At 66.1% G+C, this 17,500-nt stretch carries 15 protein-coding genes; 4 read left to right on the forward strand and 11 right to left on the reverse strand.

The features are described from left to right. From MRBLMU1_RS21775 to MRBLMU1_RS21785, 3 genes are all read right to left on the reverse strand, one after another. Nucleotides 1-429 (reverse strand): VOC family protein, encoded by a 429-nt coding sequence (locus tag MRBLMU1_RS21775; protein ID WP_363505631.1) that lies wholly within the window; start codon nucleotides 427-429, stop codon nucleotides 1-3. 71 nt (nucleotides 430-500) lie between these two features. Next, the gene (locus MRBLMU1_RS21780) at nucleotides 501-2,729 is read right to left on the reverse strand and encodes an acylase (protein ID WP_363505634.1); all 2,229 of its coding nucleotides are present in this window, start codon (nucleotides 2,727-2,729) and stop codon (nucleotides 501-503) included. Between the two features lie 35 nt (nucleotides 2,730-2,764). Next, nucleotides 2,765-3,601 (reverse strand): hypothetical protein, encoded by an 837-nt coding sequence (locus tag MRBLMU1_RS21785; RefSeq protein ID WP_363505637.1) that lies wholly within the window; start codon nucleotides 3,599-3,601, stop codon nucleotides 2,765-2,767. 296 nt (nucleotides 3,602-3,897) lie between these two features. Here MRBLMU1_RS21785 and MRBLMU1_RS21790 point away from each other — a divergent pair, with 296 nt between their 5' ends. Then, nucleotides 3,898-4,203 carry a hypothetical protein gene (locus MRBLMU1_RS21790; protein ID WP_363505640.1) on the forward strand — a complete coding sequence of 102 codons (306 nt, stop codon included), beginning with the start codon at nucleotides 3,898-3,900 and terminating at the stop codon, nucleotides 4,201-4,203. 37 nt (nucleotides 4,204-4,240) lie between these two features. Here MRBLMU1_RS21790 and MRBLMU1_RS21795 read toward each other — a convergent pair whose 3' ends face one another. Then, nucleotides 4,241-4,738, reverse strand: a complete 498-nt coding sequence (locus MRBLMU1_RS21795) for an SgcJ/EcaC family oxidoreductase (protein ID WP_363505643.1) — start codon at nucleotides 4,736-4,738, stop codon at nucleotides 4,241-4,243. Nucleotides 4,739-4,894: 156 nt separating this feature from the next. Here MRBLMU1_RS21795 and MRBLMU1_RS21800 point away from each other — a divergent pair, with 156 nt between their 5' ends. Genes MRBLMU1_RS21800 through MRBLMU1_RS21810 form a run of 3 tightly spaced genes read left to right on the forward strand, consistent with a single transcriptional unit; the run spans nucleotide 4,895 to nucleotide 8,024 of the window. Beyond that, entirely contained in the window at nucleotides 4,895-5,671 is a 777-nt protein-coding gene (locus tag MRBLMU1_RS21800; RefSeq protein WP_363505646.1) for a helix-turn-helix transcriptional regulator, read from the forward strand. Further along, nucleotides 5,668-7,557, forward strand: a complete 1,890-nt coding sequence (locus tag MRBLMU1_RS21805) for an ATP-binding protein (protein WP_363505649.1) — start codon at nucleotides 5,668-5,670, stop codon at nucleotides 7,555-7,557. The genes MRBLMU1_RS21800 and MRBLMU1_RS21805 overlap by 4 nt, the downstream gene beginning before the upstream one ends. Further along, entirely contained in the window at nucleotides 7,554-8,024 is a 471-nt protein-coding gene (locus tag MRBLMU1_RS21810) for a response regulator (RefSeq protein WP_363505652.1), read from the forward strand. The genes MRBLMU1_RS21805 and MRBLMU1_RS21810 overlap by 4 nt, the downstream gene beginning before the upstream one ends. Here the strand turns inward: MRBLMU1_RS21810 and MRBLMU1_RS21815 are convergent, their stop codons facing one another. From MRBLMU1_RS21815 to MRBLMU1_RS21845, 7 genes are read right to left on the reverse strand one after another with little or no spacing between them, the layout of a single operon-like run. Next, on the reverse strand, nucleotides 8,025-9,452 hold the full coding sequence (locus MRBLMU1_RS21815) for an OprD family outer membrane porin (RefSeq protein ID WP_363505655.1): 1,428 nt from the start codon (nucleotides 9,450-9,452) through the stop codon (nucleotides 8,025-8,027). It abuts the gene before it with no gap. Further along, on the reverse strand, nucleotides 9,449-12,409 hold the full coding sequence (locus MRBLMU1_RS21820) for an amino acid adenylation domain-containing protein (protein ID WP_363505658.1): 2,961 nt from the start codon (nucleotides 12,407-12,409) through the stop codon (nucleotides 9,449-9,451). The genes MRBLMU1_RS21815 and MRBLMU1_RS21820 overlap by 4 nt, the downstream gene beginning before the upstream one ends. A gap of 29 nt (nucleotides 12,410-12,438) precedes the next feature. After that, nucleotides 12,439-13,404, reverse strand: a complete 966-nt coding sequence (locus MRBLMU1_RS21825; protein WP_363505661.1) for a hypothetical protein — start codon at nucleotides 13,402-13,404, stop codon at nucleotides 12,439-12,441. Between the two features lie 50 nt (nucleotides 13,405-13,454). Next, nucleotides 13,455-14,732 carry an ATP-grasp domain-containing protein gene (locus MRBLMU1_RS21830; RefSeq protein WP_363505664.1) on the reverse strand — a complete coding sequence of 426 codons (1,278 nt, stop codon included), beginning with the start codon at nucleotides 14,730-14,732 and terminating at the stop codon, nucleotides 13,455-13,457. Between the two features lie 23 nt (nucleotides 14,733-14,755). Next, the gene (gene lysA, locus MRBLMU1_RS21835; RefSeq protein ID WP_363505667.1) at nucleotides 14,756-16,075 is read right to left on the reverse strand and encodes a diaminopimelate decarboxylase; all 1,320 of its coding nucleotides are present in this window, start codon (nucleotides 16,073-16,075) and stop codon (nucleotides 14,756-14,758) included. 8 nt (nucleotides 16,076-16,083) lie between these two features. Further along, complete coding sequence (cysC, locus tag MRBLMU1_RS21840; protein WP_363505670.1) at nucleotides 16,084-16,749, reverse strand: adenylyl-sulfate kinase; 666 nt, start codon at nucleotides 16,747-16,749, stop codon at nucleotides 16,084-16,086. After that, nucleotides 16,746-17,492, reverse strand: a complete 747-nt coding sequence (locus MRBLMU1_RS21845; protein ID WP_363505673.1) for a hypothetical protein — start codon at nucleotides 17,490-17,492, stop codon at nucleotides 16,746-16,748. Before MRBLMU1_RS21845 ends, cysC begins: the two co-directional genes overlap by 4 nt. Nucleotides 17,493-17,500 lie beyond the last annotated feature (8 nt).

Raw genomic sequence — 17,500 nt, forward strand, 5'->3', positions numbered from 1 at the left:
TCAGAACGTGATGTGGACGGAAGGCGCGCTGCGTTTGGCCTCGCCGTGGTAGACGGCTTCGATGTTGTTACCTTCCGGGTCCAGCACGAACGCCGCGTAGTAACCCGGATGATAGGAACGCTCGCCGGGAGCTCCGTTGTCCCTGCCGCCGTTGGCCAGCGCCTGCTGGTAGAACCTGTCGACCATGGCGCGGTCCCGGGCCTGGAACGCCAGGTGATGGCGGCCGGTCAGCGCGCCCTGCGCCGCCTCGCTGTCGGCGGTGGAAACGAACAGCTCATCGGCCCAGAAATAGTCGTCCCCGGTGCCCTCGATGGGAATCTGCAGGACTTCAAAGATGGAAGTGTAGAACTTACGGGAAGCGGGAAGATCGCGCACGACCAGCTGGATGTGATCGATCAAGCGCCCACGGTGGATATCAAGAGTCTCCATGACGTGCTCCATTGAAAACGATGAAGGCTTTTCATGATAACGGAACACCGCCAACGGGAGCGCACCGCAACTCACTCCCCGGGACGATACCGGCGCTCGAGGTTTTTCTCGACATCACTCTTATAGAAGAATACGTCCTTCAACTCCCCGCGCACGTACATCTCGGCCTGGTCGGCGAAATGCGGCGACGCCGGATCGCCGCTCTGGCCACCGGCCAGCACGCTGCGCGCCTTGATGCGCGGCCCGAACTCCACCGCCGCCACGAAGCTGTTGCCACGCTCGCCGTAGATTTTCTTCGTCGTCTGCTTGGACGTCATGCCGTACGCCGCCAGCGATCCCCAATTGGCCGACGCGAACGCCACCGGCAAACTCGGTTTGCTGTCGTCGAACGGCTGCACGATGTCGCCCGTCAGCCGCTGGAAGCGATTGATCTCGCCCCACGGCGTTTGCCACGTGCCGAAATCGGCGGTCAGCTTGGCCGACGCGCGCTCCAGCGCCTCCAGCCGCTGACGCGGCGTCAGCGCCGCCTGGATGTAATCGAGCACCAGCACCTCCTTGCTCTTGGCGACAGATCCGTACGTGGCAGTCAGGTCCTGCGCCCAGTAGATCGCCAGCGATGCCGGCGTCGACGCCAACGAGTAGCGCATGTCCCAGCCGCGCAGCGCGGTAATCTGCGGTGCCAGCGCCGTCTTGAGGGCGTCGTCGGCCGGCAGCTCGTCGTAGGCGGCGAACAGCTGCGGCAGCAGCGGTTCGAAGGCAGGCAACTGCGTGTCGTAGGCGGCGTCGATCAAGCTGGCGAGGGTGAAGTCCTTCTTGTTCTCCAGTACCCGCACCGCGTGGATGCCGCGCGGGTTCTCCGGATTCATCGACATGTATGCCGGATAGTCCCTGGCCTTCGGGCTATACGGACCGGCCGCCGTGTAAGGCCAGTTGTTGGTGTTCTGTATCCAGCCGTTCTTTGGGTTAAACAGCGAGATGGTCTCCTTCACCGTGTGCAGCCCGTGCCACTCGGTGGCCGGATCGCTGCCGTCGACCGGGTGCTTCCAGTCGAACTTCGGATCGCGCTTCGGAATGAAGTTCCCGTGGAAGTAGGCGATGTTCCCGTCCGCGTCCGCATACACCGTGTTGTTGGACGAATTGGTGCGCAGCTCCATCGACTTGTAAAAGTCCTTGTAGTTGCGCGCCTTGGTGCGGATGAACGATTGCGTAAGCGCCTTGAGCGGCTCGTTCATCAGTCGCACGGAAATCCATTTGCCGTCCTTGGCCCGCACGATCGGACCATGGTGGCTGTAATACACCTTGACCACTTTGCTGGCCATGCCGTCGCCGGTCTTGTAAGGCAACGTGATGTCCACCACCTTCAGCGCGCGCTGTTCGGTGCCGTACTGATAGTAGAACCGGCCATCCTTTTCGATGATGGTCTCCATGTACTCGTCGATCACGTCGCCGCCGCCGGACGTGTGCATCCAGCCCAGCCGGTCGTTAAAGCCCTGGTACACAAAAAATTGGCCCCAGGTGACGGCGCCATAGGCGTTCAGCCCCTGCCGGCTTTGCACCTGCACCTCGGGGCGGAAATAGAACGACGTGTGGGGATTAATCAGCAGCAGCGCGCGGCCATTTTTGGTCAGCCCGGGCGCGATGGCGAAACCGTTCGATCCGCCCGGCTCCTTATCCAGATCGCTGCCCCGCTCCAGCGGCGACGACAGCAGCAGCGGCGGCGCCAGCGGATACCTGGCGCCGTTCGCGTACAAGGCTTCCAGCTGTTTCAGATCGATGGTTTCGATATCGCCACCGATGCTACCCTCGCTGAAGCTGAGCGCCATCCACGGTTCGAAGCGCGTGATCAGCGCCGGCTTCACCTCGGGATGCGTGGCCAGGTAGTAGTTCAAACCGTCGGCGAAGGCCACCATCAGCTTTTTCAGCCACGCCGGGCTGCGCTTGTATTGCGCCTGCAGATCGGCGGGGTCAATGAAAAGCTTCATGCGCAGGTCGCGATACAGCTCGGCCTCGCCCTCCACTTCCGCCAGACGCCCCATGGCGTTGATGTAATTGCGTTCGACGCGGCGGAAATCGTCCTCCGCCTGCGCGTACATCAAACCGAACACCGCGTCGGCGTCGGTCTTGCCGTAGACGTGGGGGATGCCCCATTTGTCGCGCAGGATGGTGACCCGCTGCGCCAGCGCCTTCAAGCGCTTGGCCTCCACCGCCGGCATCCCGTGCGCCGGCAAAGACACCGGCGCCGCCACCGCCCCCATCGAAACAATAGCTATCAACGGCAGCATGGAACGCATACTTGGCATGGACCGGACTCCGGACGGTGGAAGGGAAAACAACATCAGCTGGCGTCGACCAACTCCGAAATACGCAGTTGCAGCGCGGTGATCTCGGCCCGCAGCGCCGCGTTCTTCTCCTTGAGCGACGCGTTCTCGGCGCGCAGCTCCTCCACCTCGGTCAGCGGACGGCCGTAGTCGCCGCCTTCCTTGGCCTCCTTCGGCTCCTTGGCGGGACGCGAGGCGGCGCGCAGTTCGCGCACTTCCTTGGCAGCCTTCTGCAATTCCTTTTTGCCGCCGGCGACCGCCGCCACCTGGTCGGCTTCCGGCAGCGAGGCCACCGTGGCGGCGGCGTTGATCGAGATCGTGCCCGAGCGGACCGCCTCCACCAGCTCCGGCGTCGCCGTCTTCTGGATCTTTTCGATCTGGCTGATGGTCGCGCTGCTCAAACGGGCCGCGCGGGCGATGTCCTCGCGCGACGCCAACGGCATGGCGGCCGGCTTGGGTTTGGCCGCGTCGCCTTCGGGCGGCGCGATCATCGCGTCCTCGGCGGCGGCTTCCGCCATCAGGTCGGCCACGCGCGCGGCGACGATTTCCTTCTTGCGCAGCGCCAGAACGCCGCGCTGGTAGTCGGAAATGCTGCGGCGGCCCAGATTATTATCGATCATCCACAGCTTGACGTCGTCCAGGTTCTGGAAACTGGTGTTCTCCGTGACCTTGAACGGAATCCCGTGTTGCTGGCATATTTGATAACGATTATGGCCGTCGACCAGCACGTCCTGCCACAGCACCAGCGCGTCGCGGCAGCCTTCGACCAGGATGCTGCGTTCCAGCGCCGCGTATTCGCTCTCGGTGAGCGGTTCGATGTAAGCGCGCAGCACTTCATTAATTTTGATTTGCATATCTGTCCTTGAATACCGGCGGGCGGGGGCCACTGCACCCTGCCAAATCGCCGTCCGACATGCTACACCATCCGGCCACCGCACCAAAGCCCCGGGTTCGACGATGAAACTAAGTTAATTTTAAGTTTTCTTCATTATGCTTCTCCCCAGTCAAATGCTTTCTCCGGTAATTGACCAAAAGCCCCGACAAGTTTGCTGCTTGCTCGGGGCTTTGCTTTGTCAAAACGCCAGGTCAAAAATTTAGTCCACGGGCGGTTTTTTGTGCCATGATTCCCCACCAATTTTGAGGAATAGACATGGTCAACTACATCATTCGCGTCGCCTTCGATGACCCGGACAGCCAGACCTACCACCGCCTGGCGGTCGAACTGGCAAAGTACAACATCGCCGGCGCCATCAAGGCCGACGACGGCAAGGGCTACTACCTGCCGCCGGGCGAATTTTGCTACAGCGGCGTCGAACCGATCAACGAAGTGCGCGACGCCATCCACCGCTTCGCCCAGACCATCAGCCCCGGATCGTCCGTGCTGGTGACCGAGGCCACCACCGTCTCGTGGAGTGGCCTCAACCCGGTCGAAGAGCAAAAAGCCACCGAGGGCTGAACGCCCGGGGTGGCTTTTTTTGCAACGGCGATGAAGCTTACTTGGCCGCGATTTCCGGCATCGCCGACGAATGATGGTTCAGGATCTTCCACTCGCCGCCGACCTTCTGGTACACATAGGTGTAGCGCGCCTGGATATCCTGCACCTTGCCGTTCTGGGTCACCCGGAAGGTGTACACGCCGGTGTCGAGCGCGGAATCGGCGCCCAGCATGTGGATATACCGATAGTTAATCGTCCCTTGCGGCTTCAGTTTCAGGAACTTGTCGAAGTAGTCCTTGATCGCGGCCGGGTTGGAGCGCACCTCGTTCGACACCGTCGGTTCCAGCACCGCGTTCGGCGCGTACATGCCGGCCACCTTGGCCGAGTCGCCGGTCGCCAGCGCCGCGTTCCACTTGACGAACAGCCCGGCGATCTCCGCTTCCTGCGCGTTGCTCGGCACCGCCGCCACGCCCTTGTAGACCTTCGGCGCCCCATCGGCGTAAGCCATGGTGCTTGCAGCTGCCAGTGCCAGGGAAATCAGAATCTTTTTCATCATATGCTCCATTCGTTGTTTAGGAAGTTTGGTGGGCCGTTGCCCCGCCAATGAATCCAGTATCATGGTTGCGAGCGATTCGAAAATCTGCTGGTCGGGGGTATTCGCATATGCCGGTTGGCATATAATCGCGATTTATTCGACTATGCCGCGTCCAAAATGACCAACATCACCCACCTGACTTCCACCGGCGACAGCGCGCGCGCGGTCCGCAACCGCTATCGCCAAATCGAAAGCAGCGCGGCCCGGTGGCGCCTGCTGACCGACGCCGCCAGCGCGCTGGCCAGCGAGGGACTGTGCGCGTCGGCGCTGTCGACGGCCCTGTCGAAGGCCCTGGCCTTCCTGTCGCTGGAGGATGGCGCCATCATGGTGCTCAAGGACGACGCGCTGCAGGTATTGGCCAGCCAGGGGCAGGTGCCGCCGGTCGGCGCCCGCCTGGCGTATGCGGCCGCGCTGCAGGCGGTGCTGCAACCGGGTCCGCGCCCGCCGCTGGTGCGGCAGGACATCGCCAGCGGGCTGCGGATCGGCCGCGAACAGCGGGTCGGACTCGAAGTGCTGGTGCCGCTGTGCCTCGACGGGAAAAATCGCGGCATGCTCGCGCTGCTCAGCACCCAGGCCGCGCCCCCGCCCCATCCGGACGACCTGCTCACGCTGCAGGCGCTGGCGACGATGCTGGCGGCGGTGCTGGCGGCGCCGCAGAACGCGCCGCGCGTGGCGGCGCCGGAGGCGGCCGAGATGCTCAAGGTGCTGACCCCGCGTGAACTGCAGGTGTTCGCGCTGCTGCCCAGCGGCTGGACCAATGCCGCCATGGGCGAACACCTGGGCATCGCCGCCGGCACCGTCAAGGTCCACGTCGAGCGCATCCTGCACAAGCTCGATCTGAACGACCGCACGCAGGCGGCGGTGCGCGCCGCCGATCTGGGGCTGGGCGCATGACCGGCGCGGTGAGCGGGCGCACCGGCGCGCTCCATCCGCGCCACTGGTCGCTAGGCTTCAAGGGTGGCGTCATCATCGCCGCCTCGCTGGCGCTGTTGCTCGGTTCCGCCGCCACCAGCTATACGCTGGAGCGCAAAACCGCCGCCGCCACCGCCGACATGCTGCGCGCCATGCAGGCGCAGGCCGACATCCAGCGCCTGCACACGCAGATCGCCGAGGCGGCAACCGGTGTGCGCGGCTATCTGCTGACGGGTCGCGACGACTTCCTCACGCCTTACGGCGTTGCGGTCACGCAGCTGCCGGCCACCCTGGCCAGCCTGCAGGCCAAGGTCCGGGACACCGAACAAATCGCCAGCCTGCGGCGTATCACGCCGCTGTTGAACAAGAAGCTGGCAAGCCTGGAGATCATGCGCGGCCAGCGCAACGCCAGCCCTGTCGAGCTGCAAGAACATCTGCGCAGCAGCAAAGGAATCCTCGACCAGCTGCGCGCCGAAATCGGCGTCATGAGCCTGCGCGAGTCGGCGCTGGTGGAGCAGCGCGCGCTGGCGCTGCAGCAGGCCTCCAACCGCAATCTGTGGATGACCATCGCGGTCGCCGCCGCCGGCCTGGCCGGCGCCATGGCCACGCTGACCTTCACCGTCGGCCTGGTGCGGCGGGTGCGCCTGGCGGCCGAAAACGCCGAACGCCTGAACAGCGATCTGCCGCTGATACCGGCGCCTGATACCCGCGATGAACTGGGCCAGTTGGCCGAACGGCTGCACCAGGCCAGCGTGTTGCTGGCCGGACGGGCGTCGGCGGCGCAGGCGGCCAGCCTGGCCAAGACCCAGTTCCTGGCCCGCACCAGTCACGAACTGCGCACGCCCTTGAACGCCATCCTCGGCTACGCCCAGTTGCTGGAGGCGGGCCTGAAGGCTCCGCGCGAACGCGAACACGCCGAGCATATCCGCCAGGCCGGCCAGCATCTGCTGTCGCTGATCGACGAGGTGCTCGACATCGGCCGCATCGAGGCCGGCAAACTGACGCTGGAATGCGCGCCGGTGGCGCTGGCGCCGCTGGTCGACGAGGCGGTGATGCTGATGGCGCCGATGGCGCAGAAACGCGCGGTGCGGCTACGCCATGACAGCGCGGCCATCTTCGGCGCCGTCATGGCCGACCGTCAGCGCCTGCTGCAAGTGATGCTCAACCTGCTATCGAACGCCATCAAATATGGCGAGCAAGGCGGCGACGTCGATATCGGTTTCGGCAGCGATCCCGCCACAGGCACCGTCAGCATCCACATCGACGACGCCGGACCCGGCATCACGCCCGCGCTGCGTACCCGCCTGTTCGCGCCATTCGACCGCCTCGGCGCCGAAAGCGGCAAGACCGAGGGCGCCGGCCTGGGTCTTGCCGTGTCCAAGGCGCTGATGCAAGCCATGCAAGGCGATATCCGCCTTGATGACAAGGCCGGCCGGGGCAGCCGGTTCACGCTGACCTTGCCCGCCGCCGCCGCGGACGCGGTCTCCAGCGCTCCCGCCGATGTCGCCATCGGCCAAGCCGCGCGCGCGGTCTCCACGCCGGCACCGGCGTCCACCACGCACAGCATGATCTGCATCGATGCCGACGCCGGCACCCGCGCGCTGATCGCCGCGCTGATGCAGCGGCGGCCGCACTGGCGCGTCACCGCCGCCGCCGACAAGGCCGGCGGCATCGCGCTGGCGCGCCAATCGCCGCCCGATCTGCTGCTGGTGGCCTGCGACCTGGCCGACGACGCGGTGCACGCCCTGCCCGGCGAGCTGGTGGTGCTGGGCGGCGAAGTCGCGCCGGGAGCGCCGCGCCATCTGGCCAAGCCGCTCAAGATCCCCGAATTCTTTGCCTTACTCGACACCACGGAGCAAAAACAATGATGGAAAACGAAGTCCTGGCCTCGCGCATCCTGATCATCGACGATCAGCCGGCCAATCTGCGACTGCTGGAGGACATGTTCATCGGCGAGGGCCTGACCCACGTCGTCGGCACCACCGACGCCAGGACCGCGCTCGATCTGTTCACAGCCTTCGACCCGGACCTGATCGTGCTCGATCTGATGATGCCGGACCTTGACGGCTACGCGGTGCTGGAGCGGCTCAAGCGGCGCGGCGATCCGTACGACTTCCGTCCGGTGCTGGTGGTCACCGCCGACGCCACCGCCGAAGCCAAGCGCCGTTCGCTGGCCCTGGGCGCCAAGGACTTCCTCACCAAACCATTCGACACGCTCGAAGCGATGCTGCGCGTCTGGAACCTGCTCGAAACACGCGTGCTGTACAAGCGCCTGCAGGCGCTGGCGCCGAAAGAGGACCTCGCGCCGCAAAGCTACCGCAGCCGGGCATCCTGACTAGAACACCTTCACCGGCACGTTGAGGATCAACCGGTACTCGCGCTCGCTGGGTTCGACGTAGTGCGCCGAACCCCGGTGCACCAGCGCGATGAAAGCCAGGCTGATACCCTTGACGTCGCCGCGATCGAAAACGTAGCTGGCCTTCAGCCCAAGCTCGTGATGATTGCCATGGACATGGGCCCCGCCACGCCAGTAGGCATCGCGCCAGGTCCCCGCTTCGGGAGCCGCGCGCATCACCTGGGCGGGCGACTTGCTGCGGCCGGCGATACCCCAAAAAATCACGCTCATCCCCGGCAGCGAAAAATCGGCGCCGTTCGCCGTGTAGCGCAGCTGCAGCGACTTCTCGCGCGGCCCGTTATAGTCGGCCACCATGCCGTTGGCCAGATACAGCCCGTTCGCCTCCTGAACATAGTCCAGGTACTGGTCGCTCATCACGTGCTGGAACGAGATCGCCAGCTCCGAAGCGCCAAGCTGCCTGGCCAGCGCCACGCTGTAAGCCTTGCCGCCGATCGGCCCCTGCAAGCCCGCGCCCTGGTCGCGGGTTAAATACGCCGCGCCGCCAAGGGTCCACTTGCTCGCCTCCGAGGCCCCGACGCTATGCCTCCCCGCGATAAACAGCTGGTTCCAGACATCGCGCGCCTGCGCAGCATAAACCGATACCTTGCTGGACGCCGAAGTCAGGTTCACGCCACCGTAACTAAGACGCGAGATCGGCGTGCCGCCATAGGCGGTTTTCAGCCCCACCACACCGGTGCGCCCGCGCGGATTGACGGCATCGACGCTGCCGGCCTCCACGCCCACCCCTCCGGCCGGTTCCCCGGTCAGCGTCACGCCACGAAACGACGGCGGCAGCGCGCGGTTGTCCTTCGACTCGAGAAAGACATTCTCCACCTGCTGCAAGCCGTATTTGAGCAGCATGCCGCCATAGCGCGCCTTCACCGCATAGCCGCCCATGTACGCCCAGGCCTTGCGCCTTTCGCCGCCGCTGCCGTCACGATCCACGTGCACCATGTCGCCGGACGCGCCGTCGCCATCGAGCTTGACGGCGCCGAAGAGCGAGGCGTCGACACCGAAACCGCTTTGGCCCGAACTCAAGCCGGAGACGAAATTTCCCTGCGCGCCCTGCACCCAGCCGCGCTGCGTGCCGTAGCCGTTGATCGTCAGGCTGTCGCGGTAGTTCCTGAACAGGATGTGCAGCGTACTGTCGGCCAGCATGCGGGGCTGCGCGGGCGGTGTCTCAATCGCGCCAAGCGACGGCGCGGTTTGACGCGCGTCGCCGGCCCGGATCGCCGGCATCGTCGCCGCCGCCGCCAACATCTCCGGCGCCGCGCGGCCGGCCGCAGCCTCCATCGCGCCTGGCGCCGCGTCGTCGCCGCCGGCCTGCGCGGACAGGCTGGCCAAAGTGGTCAGCAGCGCCGCTATCATGCGCCCGGCCCGTCCAGCGTCCGCGCCAGCGATTCGAGATACAGCGCGAAGTCGCCCAGATTGGCGACCAGTTGCTGGCCGTTCGGCACGGCGGCGCATTTGGCCTGCGTTTCCGCGGCCGGCAACGGGTGGGTGAAGGCCACGCGCCCGCTCCTCGCCTGCGGCAGCATGTCGTGCAGCAGCGCGGCGCGCGGATCGTCGGTCCGGCGCAGCAGCGCCAGAAACGCGTCGTAGCCTATCGGCGCCGACTCGCGCCCCAGTTTGCCGGCGACCGCCCACACCAGCATGTCGAACGGGACGAACTGCTGTCCCACCACATCCACCAGCGCCGGCGCGCCGCCGAAATTGGCCTGCGTACCGACAAACCCGCATAGCCAGCGCGCCAGCGCGTCGATCGGCAGCAGGCCAAGCTCGCCGCAGCCGGCCGGCGCCACCCCCAGCCGCAAGCAGCAACTCAATAGCATATGCACCAGCGACTGCTGATTGACATGGCCGGCGCAGATCGACGGCAGCACGTCATCGACCCTATAGATGCGGGCCGGTAGTCCTTGCGCCTGCGCGCGCACGATCAGCCGGTCCGCCAGGTACTTGGTATAGCCATAGCCGGTGGTGCCGGCCGGCGCGGCGCCATGCACGTCCACCGCCTTCAGCTTGGCGGCGAGCGAGGAAACGTGATGCACGCGCTTGGCCCGGCCCTCACGGCAAAACTGAATCAAACTGGCGGTTCCCAGCACGTTGGGCGCGAACAGCTGCGTCGCCGGCAGCAGGAAATTGACCTCCGCGCCGCAATGAATCACCTCGTCGATCTCGGCCGCCTGATGCTCCCACACCGGCAGCGGCAGCCCCCACTTCGGCGCGGCCAGGTCGCCCAGCAGCACCTTGATGCGGGCAAGCGGCAGCGCCTGGCCGCGATGCGCCGCGCGGTAGACGGACGCCAGCCGGTCCAGCGCGGCCTGGCTGCTGGCGCCGCGCAGCAGCACCGACACTTCCAGCGTCGTGGTGCGCAGCAGGCATTCCAGCACGTGCACGCCGATGCAGCCGGTGGCGCCGGTCAGCAGCACACGGCGGCTGGCGGCGGCCGGCACGCCGGTGTTGCTGTACTCGACCTCCGGCAGCGACAAGTTGCCCTGCCCGGCCGCGTTGCCACCCGCGTTCAGGAATGCCGCCAGCGCGCGCGGCGTCGGATATTCGTAGAGCCGCGTCACCGGCACCGTCACGCCGCTCGCTTGTGCCAGCATCAGCGACAGGTTGACCGCCGCCAGCGAATCGCCGCCGTTATCGAAGAAATTCGTATCCGGACCGATGTCTGTCATCAGCAGCACGCCGCGGTAGCAATGCACGATCATCTCCAGCATGCCGGCCGCGCCCTCCCGCGCAATGGGGGCGATGGTCGCCGGCGCGGTTTGCGCGGCGATCATGTCGACGATGCGCTTGCGATCCAGCTTGCCATTGGCCGACACCGGCAAGGACGCCAGCCACAGAACACGGCGCGGCATATGCGTCATTGGCAAATGGTGGGCCAGCGCCCGGCGCAGACGGCATGCCTCGATCTCCGCCGGCGCGGCATACGCCAGCGCCAGTTCGGGCTCGCCGTTCGCGGCCGGCGCCATCAGCGCCACCGCGTCGCCCACGTCATCGAAGCACGCCTTCATCGCCAGCGCCAGCTCACCCAGTTCGATACGAACGCCGCGCACCTTGACCTGGTCGTCGGCCCGTCCGGCATATTCGAGCAGCCCGTCCGCGCGCACGCGTCCCATGTCGCCGGTACGGTACACGATCGGGCCCGGAACGTCCGGGAAGGGATTCGCCACAAAGGCGCGCGCGGTCAGCTGCGGCAGGTTCAGGTAGCCGGCGCCGACACAGACGCCGCCGACGACGATCTCGCCAAGCTCCCCGTCGACAAGCACCCGCATCGACGGATCGACGATGCGCACATGGGTGTTATCGATCGGCCGTCCGAGCGGGATATGCTGCCCGTCCTCGTCGTGCACCTCATGGAACACCATGCCGATGGACGCCTCCGTATGGCCATAGGTGTTGATCACGCGGCACTGCGGCAGCAGGCGGCGGAAGCTGTGCACCGAAGGGGCGTCGATTTCCTCGCCGCCGATCAGCAAGTAACGCAGGCTGGCCAGCTTGGCACGGGCGATGCCGCCGCTTTCCAGGCCGCGCACCAACAGCTTGAACAGCGTCGGCACGAAGTCGGTCATGGTGACGCCGTGGCGCGCGATGTCTTCGACCACGGCATCCAGATCCCAGCGGCCGCGCCGCTCTGGCAGGACCGAGACGCTGCCGCCGGTCAATGGCCACAGCATCTGCCAGATCGACGAATCGAACAACGGCGCGCTGTTCTGGTACACCACCTGGCGTTGACCGAAACGGCGCGTCATGTAGCGGAAGCGGTTGGCCAGCCCGGCGTGATGATTGAGCGCGCATTTGGGCACGCCGGTGGAACCGGAGGTGAAGAACCCATACACCAGATCGGCGCCAGCGCCGCTCGCGCCGGCGCCCGGCACCGATGTGGTCCGGCGGCCGTCCCCTTCCAAACGCATCCCGACGACACGCACACCCGCCGCCAACAGCGCCTCGTGGCCCTCGTCGCCGGCGATCGCGATGCCCGCCTCGGTGGTGGCGGCGACGGCGCGCAGCCGCAGCGCCGGCCAGCCGACATCGATCGGCACGATGACGGCGCCCAGCATCATCGTCGCCAGCCAGGCCACCGGCAGTTCGATCCCGGTGCCGAGCGCGCACAGGACCATATCCTTGCGCCCCACGCCCCGCTCCCGCAGCAGGTCGGCATTGGCCTCGGCGGCCGCCATCAGATCGGCATAAGTTATCTCGCTGGCGCCGCAGCGCACGGCGACGCCGGAGCCGTGCGCCTCGGCGGCGGCGCGCACCATATCCAGAACGCTGTCGGCGACGTACGGACGTGCGTGGTCAAACCCAATATTGAGCATACAGTCAACCTCAAAAAGTTAGAAATACGCTATGCGGCGCGGGCGGGTGCGGCTAAAGGTACTGGCGTGGGCACAAGCACGATGCGGATCGCGGCCACGCTGACGATGAAAGTCATGCAAACCCCGATCAGCGACAACGGCGACACGGCAAGCCGGCCGTCGAACAGCTGGAGCACGATGCTGACCAACGGCGCCCCGGCCATCACCACCATCGTCAGGAACGGCGTTCCGAGCGTGATACCCCGTTGCAGCAGCACCATCGGGAACACCACCCCGATCACGCTCAGGCCCGAGATCAGCGCGCCGTGCGCGAGCACCGTCTCCACCAGGGTTCCTTGCCACAGCGCGTAGCCACCGGTGACGGCGAGCAGCAGGTAAAACCGGTGCGCCATCACCTGGTCGGTGCGGAAACCGCGCACGCTCAGTCGTTTCAGGTACACCGTGCTGACGGTCATGAAGTAGCCGCAGCCTATCGCGGCGGCCGCGCCGAGAAGGATGCGCGACTGCTTGAAATCCACCACCGCCGAGCGGCCCGACAGGCTGCCGTAAAACAGCACCGCGCCGCCGGCCACAAACCCGGCCGCCAGCGCCCAGCGCGCCGGCGTGCGCCGCGCGGGACCGGCGCCGCCTTCGAAGGCGATCGCCACGAACGGCCCCACCGAACACATTAACGTGGCGGCGACGGCCGGCTCCAGGTTGGCGTAGGCGACATACATCAGTATCCAGCTCAAGCCCGTGGTGACGTTGAGCGCGCCGATCTCGCGCCTGCCCAGGCCCAGCGCCAGCACCTGCGACGGCCCGTTGCGCTCCCGGTAGCGGCGTACGCCGTAGAACATCAGCGCGGCCCACAGGAAGCTGACAAAGGTGAAGGCCGCGATATCGATTTCCTGCAGTAGCATGGCCGCCGTAACGCCATTGGCGGCGGCCAGCACCGCATACGCGGCGACAAAGCACAACGCGGCAAGCGGGCGATACACCGTCGCCGGCGGTGGCATGGCCGCCGATGCGGGAGTATCTGCCGCCGGCCGGATAACCGACGCGCCCATTACGCCGCCTCCGCCTGGCGTACCGAGAACAGGCGCCGGCCGCGCTCCAGTTCACGGATGGTTTCGTAGTCGCGGCGCAGCACCTTCTGGTCGGCGTTCGTGAGATAGACCACGCCCGGAATCGAAAACAGATCGGTGGTGCGCATGATGCGGTCGCCCACCTCCGGCGTGTGGAAATGGCAGGCATACGACGGCAGCTCGCATATCGCCCGCAAGCCCGATATATCCTCGACCGTGCCGCTCTGGTCGGAGATCAGGGCCACGCACATGACGTGCCGGTTCAGAACATACGGTTGGTCCAGGCGCCGCGCAAATGCCTCCGCGTCGCAGCAGCGCTCGACGGCCAATGTCACCTGGCTCGCGCCCAGGGCGTCGATCACCGGCTGTTCCAGCATGCTGCCCTGCAGCCTGGCGCCGGTTTCGACCAGCACCGGACCGCGTTCGGTCATCATCACCTCGGAATGCGCCGGACCGTTGCGCACCTCCAGCGCATCGAGCACCTGGCGCATGTAGCCGGTCAGGCTGTCCTGCAGCGGCCCCACGGCCGGCAGCAGCTCCTCGCAGTCATAGAGGTTGGAGGCGCCCGACAGCGTCTTGCGGCGGTCGATCCAGATATCTGAAAAATAATGCCGTCCGTCGATCGACACGCTGTTGACCACATACTGCGTGCCGGCCAGGTAGGTCTGCGCCAGCACCTGGCTGTTGATGGCGCCCATCCGGTTACGCTGGCCGATCATGCTGTCGAAGGCGGCCCGCAGCTGGCCGGCGCTCGAACAGAAGAACACATGGTCGCTGCCCGCGCTGGCGAGCGGCTTGACCACGATCGGCCAGCCGCGCCTTCCGTCTCCCGCCCATTGCAGCAGCGCCTCGACATCATCGGTGCGCAGGCTGTCGGCGGCGGCCAGGCCGGCCTCCGCCAGCGCTTGCGCCATCTCGTATTTGTCGCGGCGGCGGCGCGAACTGGCCACCGGATTGCCGGCCAGTCCCAGCTCGGCGGCCAGCAGATCGGCCAGTTCGACGCCGGTCTCGGCGCCCGCCATGACCCACGCCGCGTGGCCGCCGCCCAGCGCCGCCGCCAATTTGCTGACACAGTCGTCCAGGTTGCGGTAGACGATGCTGGCGGCGAAGGTGTCAGGCTGGAAGCTCGGCACGTAGCTGGGCGGAATGGTCGCCGCGCTCTGTATGTGGATGCTCGGGATGCCGCGCGCGCCGAACTTCGGCGCCAGCTCGCCGCCGGTCGAATAGGCGTCGACGATCACTGCAAAGGGTTGGGACATGATGGACTCCGTTCGCTCGTAAATTAAATCCCGCACAACTCGTGCGCGACCAGATCGGCATAGGATTCGCGGTGGCGTATCAATCGCTGCCGCCCGCCCTCGACCATGACCTCGGCCGGCCTGCCGCGCGAGTTGTACTGGCTGGCCATGCTCATGCCATAGGCGCCGCAGGAGAAAATCGCCAGCAGGTCGCCGCCGTTGAGCGCCGGCATGGCGCGCCCCAGCGCGAAGTAATCGCCGGTTTCGCAGATCGGACCGACGATGTCGATGGCGTCGAATTCGCCGGCATCGCCATCGGGCGCGCCCTGGCCCGGCAAGCCGCTCCAATGGCCTTCGAAGGCGCCGAAGCTGGCCGGCCAGATCACGTGGCTGGCGCCGTACAGGGTCGGACGCAGCAGCACGTTCATGCCGGCATCGACGATCGCGATCTTGCGCTCCCAGCCCTGCTTGATGTATTCCACGGACGTCAGCAGGATGCCGGCGTTGGCGCTGATCGAGCGGCCCGGTTCGATGATGAAGTGCTTGCCGCGCCGTTTGAGCCCCTGCAGACGATCGCAGATCGCCGCGCCCATCTGGGGCAGCGAACACGACGCCTGCGTCTCGCTGCCGCGGTACTGGGCCGGGAAGCCGCCGCCGATGTTAATGAACTCGATCCTGCTGCCACTGGCCTCGATGCGGTCGGCCAGCTGTTCGACCTTGTCGATGGCCGCCAGGTAGGTGGCGGTGGCGGCGATCGGCGACCCCAGATGGACATGGATGCCGACCACGTCGACATGGCGGTACAGGTTACGTTCGAACAGCGCCTCGGCGCGCAGCAGCGGCACGCCGAACTTGGTCTGGCGTCCGCCGGTTGAGGTTTTCTCATGGGTGTCGGCGTCGGCGACATCCGGATTGACGCGCACCGCCGCCTTGACCCGCTTGCCCGCCGCCCGTGCCACCTCGTCGATGCGCGCCAGTTCGCCCTCCGATTCGGCGTTGAACAGGAACACGCCGGCATCGATCGCGTAAGTCAGCTCGTCGCGCGACTTGCCCACGCCGGCGAAGACGATTTTTTCCGGCGCGGCGCCGGCCTGCAAGGCCCGATACAACTCGCCGCCGCTGACGACATCGAGCCCGCAGCCCTGTTCCACCAGCAGCTTGAGCACGCCCAGGTTGCTGCAGCTTTTGACCGAGAAGCAGATCAGCGGCTCAATGCCGGAGAAGGCATCCCGCACCACCGCGCAGTGATGCTTGAAGGTCTGCGCGCTGTAGACATATACCGGGCTGCCGTGCGCCTCGGCGATCGCGCGCGCCGGCACGCCTTCGATGTGCAGCTCGCCGTTCACATAATGAAAATGGTCCATCTTGTTCCTTAAGAATTTACTACTGAATTTACTGCGGAGTGTGTTGATAGATTCAGGGCCGGCGCCTGCGGCAGCAGCCACCCGCCTTTCTGCAAATAGTCGATGATGGTTTGCGCGCACCGCGCCGGCGACGCGGTCGACGTATCGAGCACGATGTTGGCGTGTTGCGGCGCTTCGTAGGGCGAATCGATGCCGGTGAAGTGCCGCAGCTGGCCTTCGCGGGCCTTGCGGTACAAGCCCTTCGGATCGCGCCGCTCGCACACGTCGAGCGTCGCATCGAGATAGATCTCGATGAACTGCGCGTCGCCGATCATTTCTTGTACCAGCGCCCGGTCCTGGCGGAACGGCGAAATGAAGGCGGTCAGCACGATCATCCCGGCGTCGACGAACAGTTTGCTCACTTCGCCGACGCGGCGGATGTTCTCCACCCTGGCCTGGTGGCTGAAATCGAGATCGCGGCACAGGCCATGGCGCACGTTGTCGCCGTCGAGCACATAGGTCAGGTAGCCCTGGCTGAACAACGTACCCTCGACCAGTCCCGCCAGCGTGCTTTTGCCGGAGCCGCTCAAGCCCGTGAACCACAGAACACAGGGCCGCTGGCGCAGCCGTGCGGCGCGCATGCCGCGCACCACGGGGAAGTCATGCCAGGTGAGCGAGGATGACAGGCCGCTCATGGCTGCGCGCTCCCTGCTTGCTGGCGCAGGTAATCGTAGAACGGCCGGTTGGCCTGGTAGAAGCCGCGCAACTGCTCGTGGTTGTCGACCCTGACCGCGTACTGGCGTTCGATCGGCGCGATGCGGTTGCTGTTGGCCGCATCCAGGTGCCAGCGCTTGGTGCGCTCCCAGATTTCCAGGTGGCCGCCCTCCCATTGCAGCGACTCCGGCAGGTGTTTCAGGCCGGCGCTTTCGCAGAAGCGCGCCACCGTCCCGCCAGGATCGGCCACCAGCTTTTCCGCGTCGATGAACAGCGGCCGCGCGCGCGCCTGAAGCCGCACCAGATCGTAGACGCGCGCCAGGTGCTCGTAGCCCACATCCTCGCAGCGCATCTCCGGATTGATGTGGTAGTGCGAGTTGATCACGCTGGCCGGCTCGCGCAGCATGAAGATATGGGTGGCGTCGCGCAGGTAGTTCGTACCATCGAGCATATCCCTGTAATCGTACTCGCAGGTGTCCTTGACGAAGACCGGGCCGTCAGCCAGCAGGCGCTCCACATGCTCGAACAATGCCGGCGCGGTGTCGAGCCGGCGCGGCTCGGCGCCGGCCCGCCGGTGCACGAAATGGCCGCACGCCGCCAGATCGCACAGCGGCTCGTGCAGGATGGTGAAGTCGCCGCGCGCGGCCATCACGCGGACGAAAGCGGTCGATAGCGAGCGCGGTGGCGCCCACATCACAAACAAACGGTGTGCGGTGGAGGTCATGGTGGATT

The organism is Burkholderia sp. LMU1-1-1.1, assembly GCF_040675865.1.
Classification (GTDB): Bacteria; Pseudomonadota; Gammaproteobacteria; order Burkholderiales; family Burkholderiaceae_D; genus Rugamonas.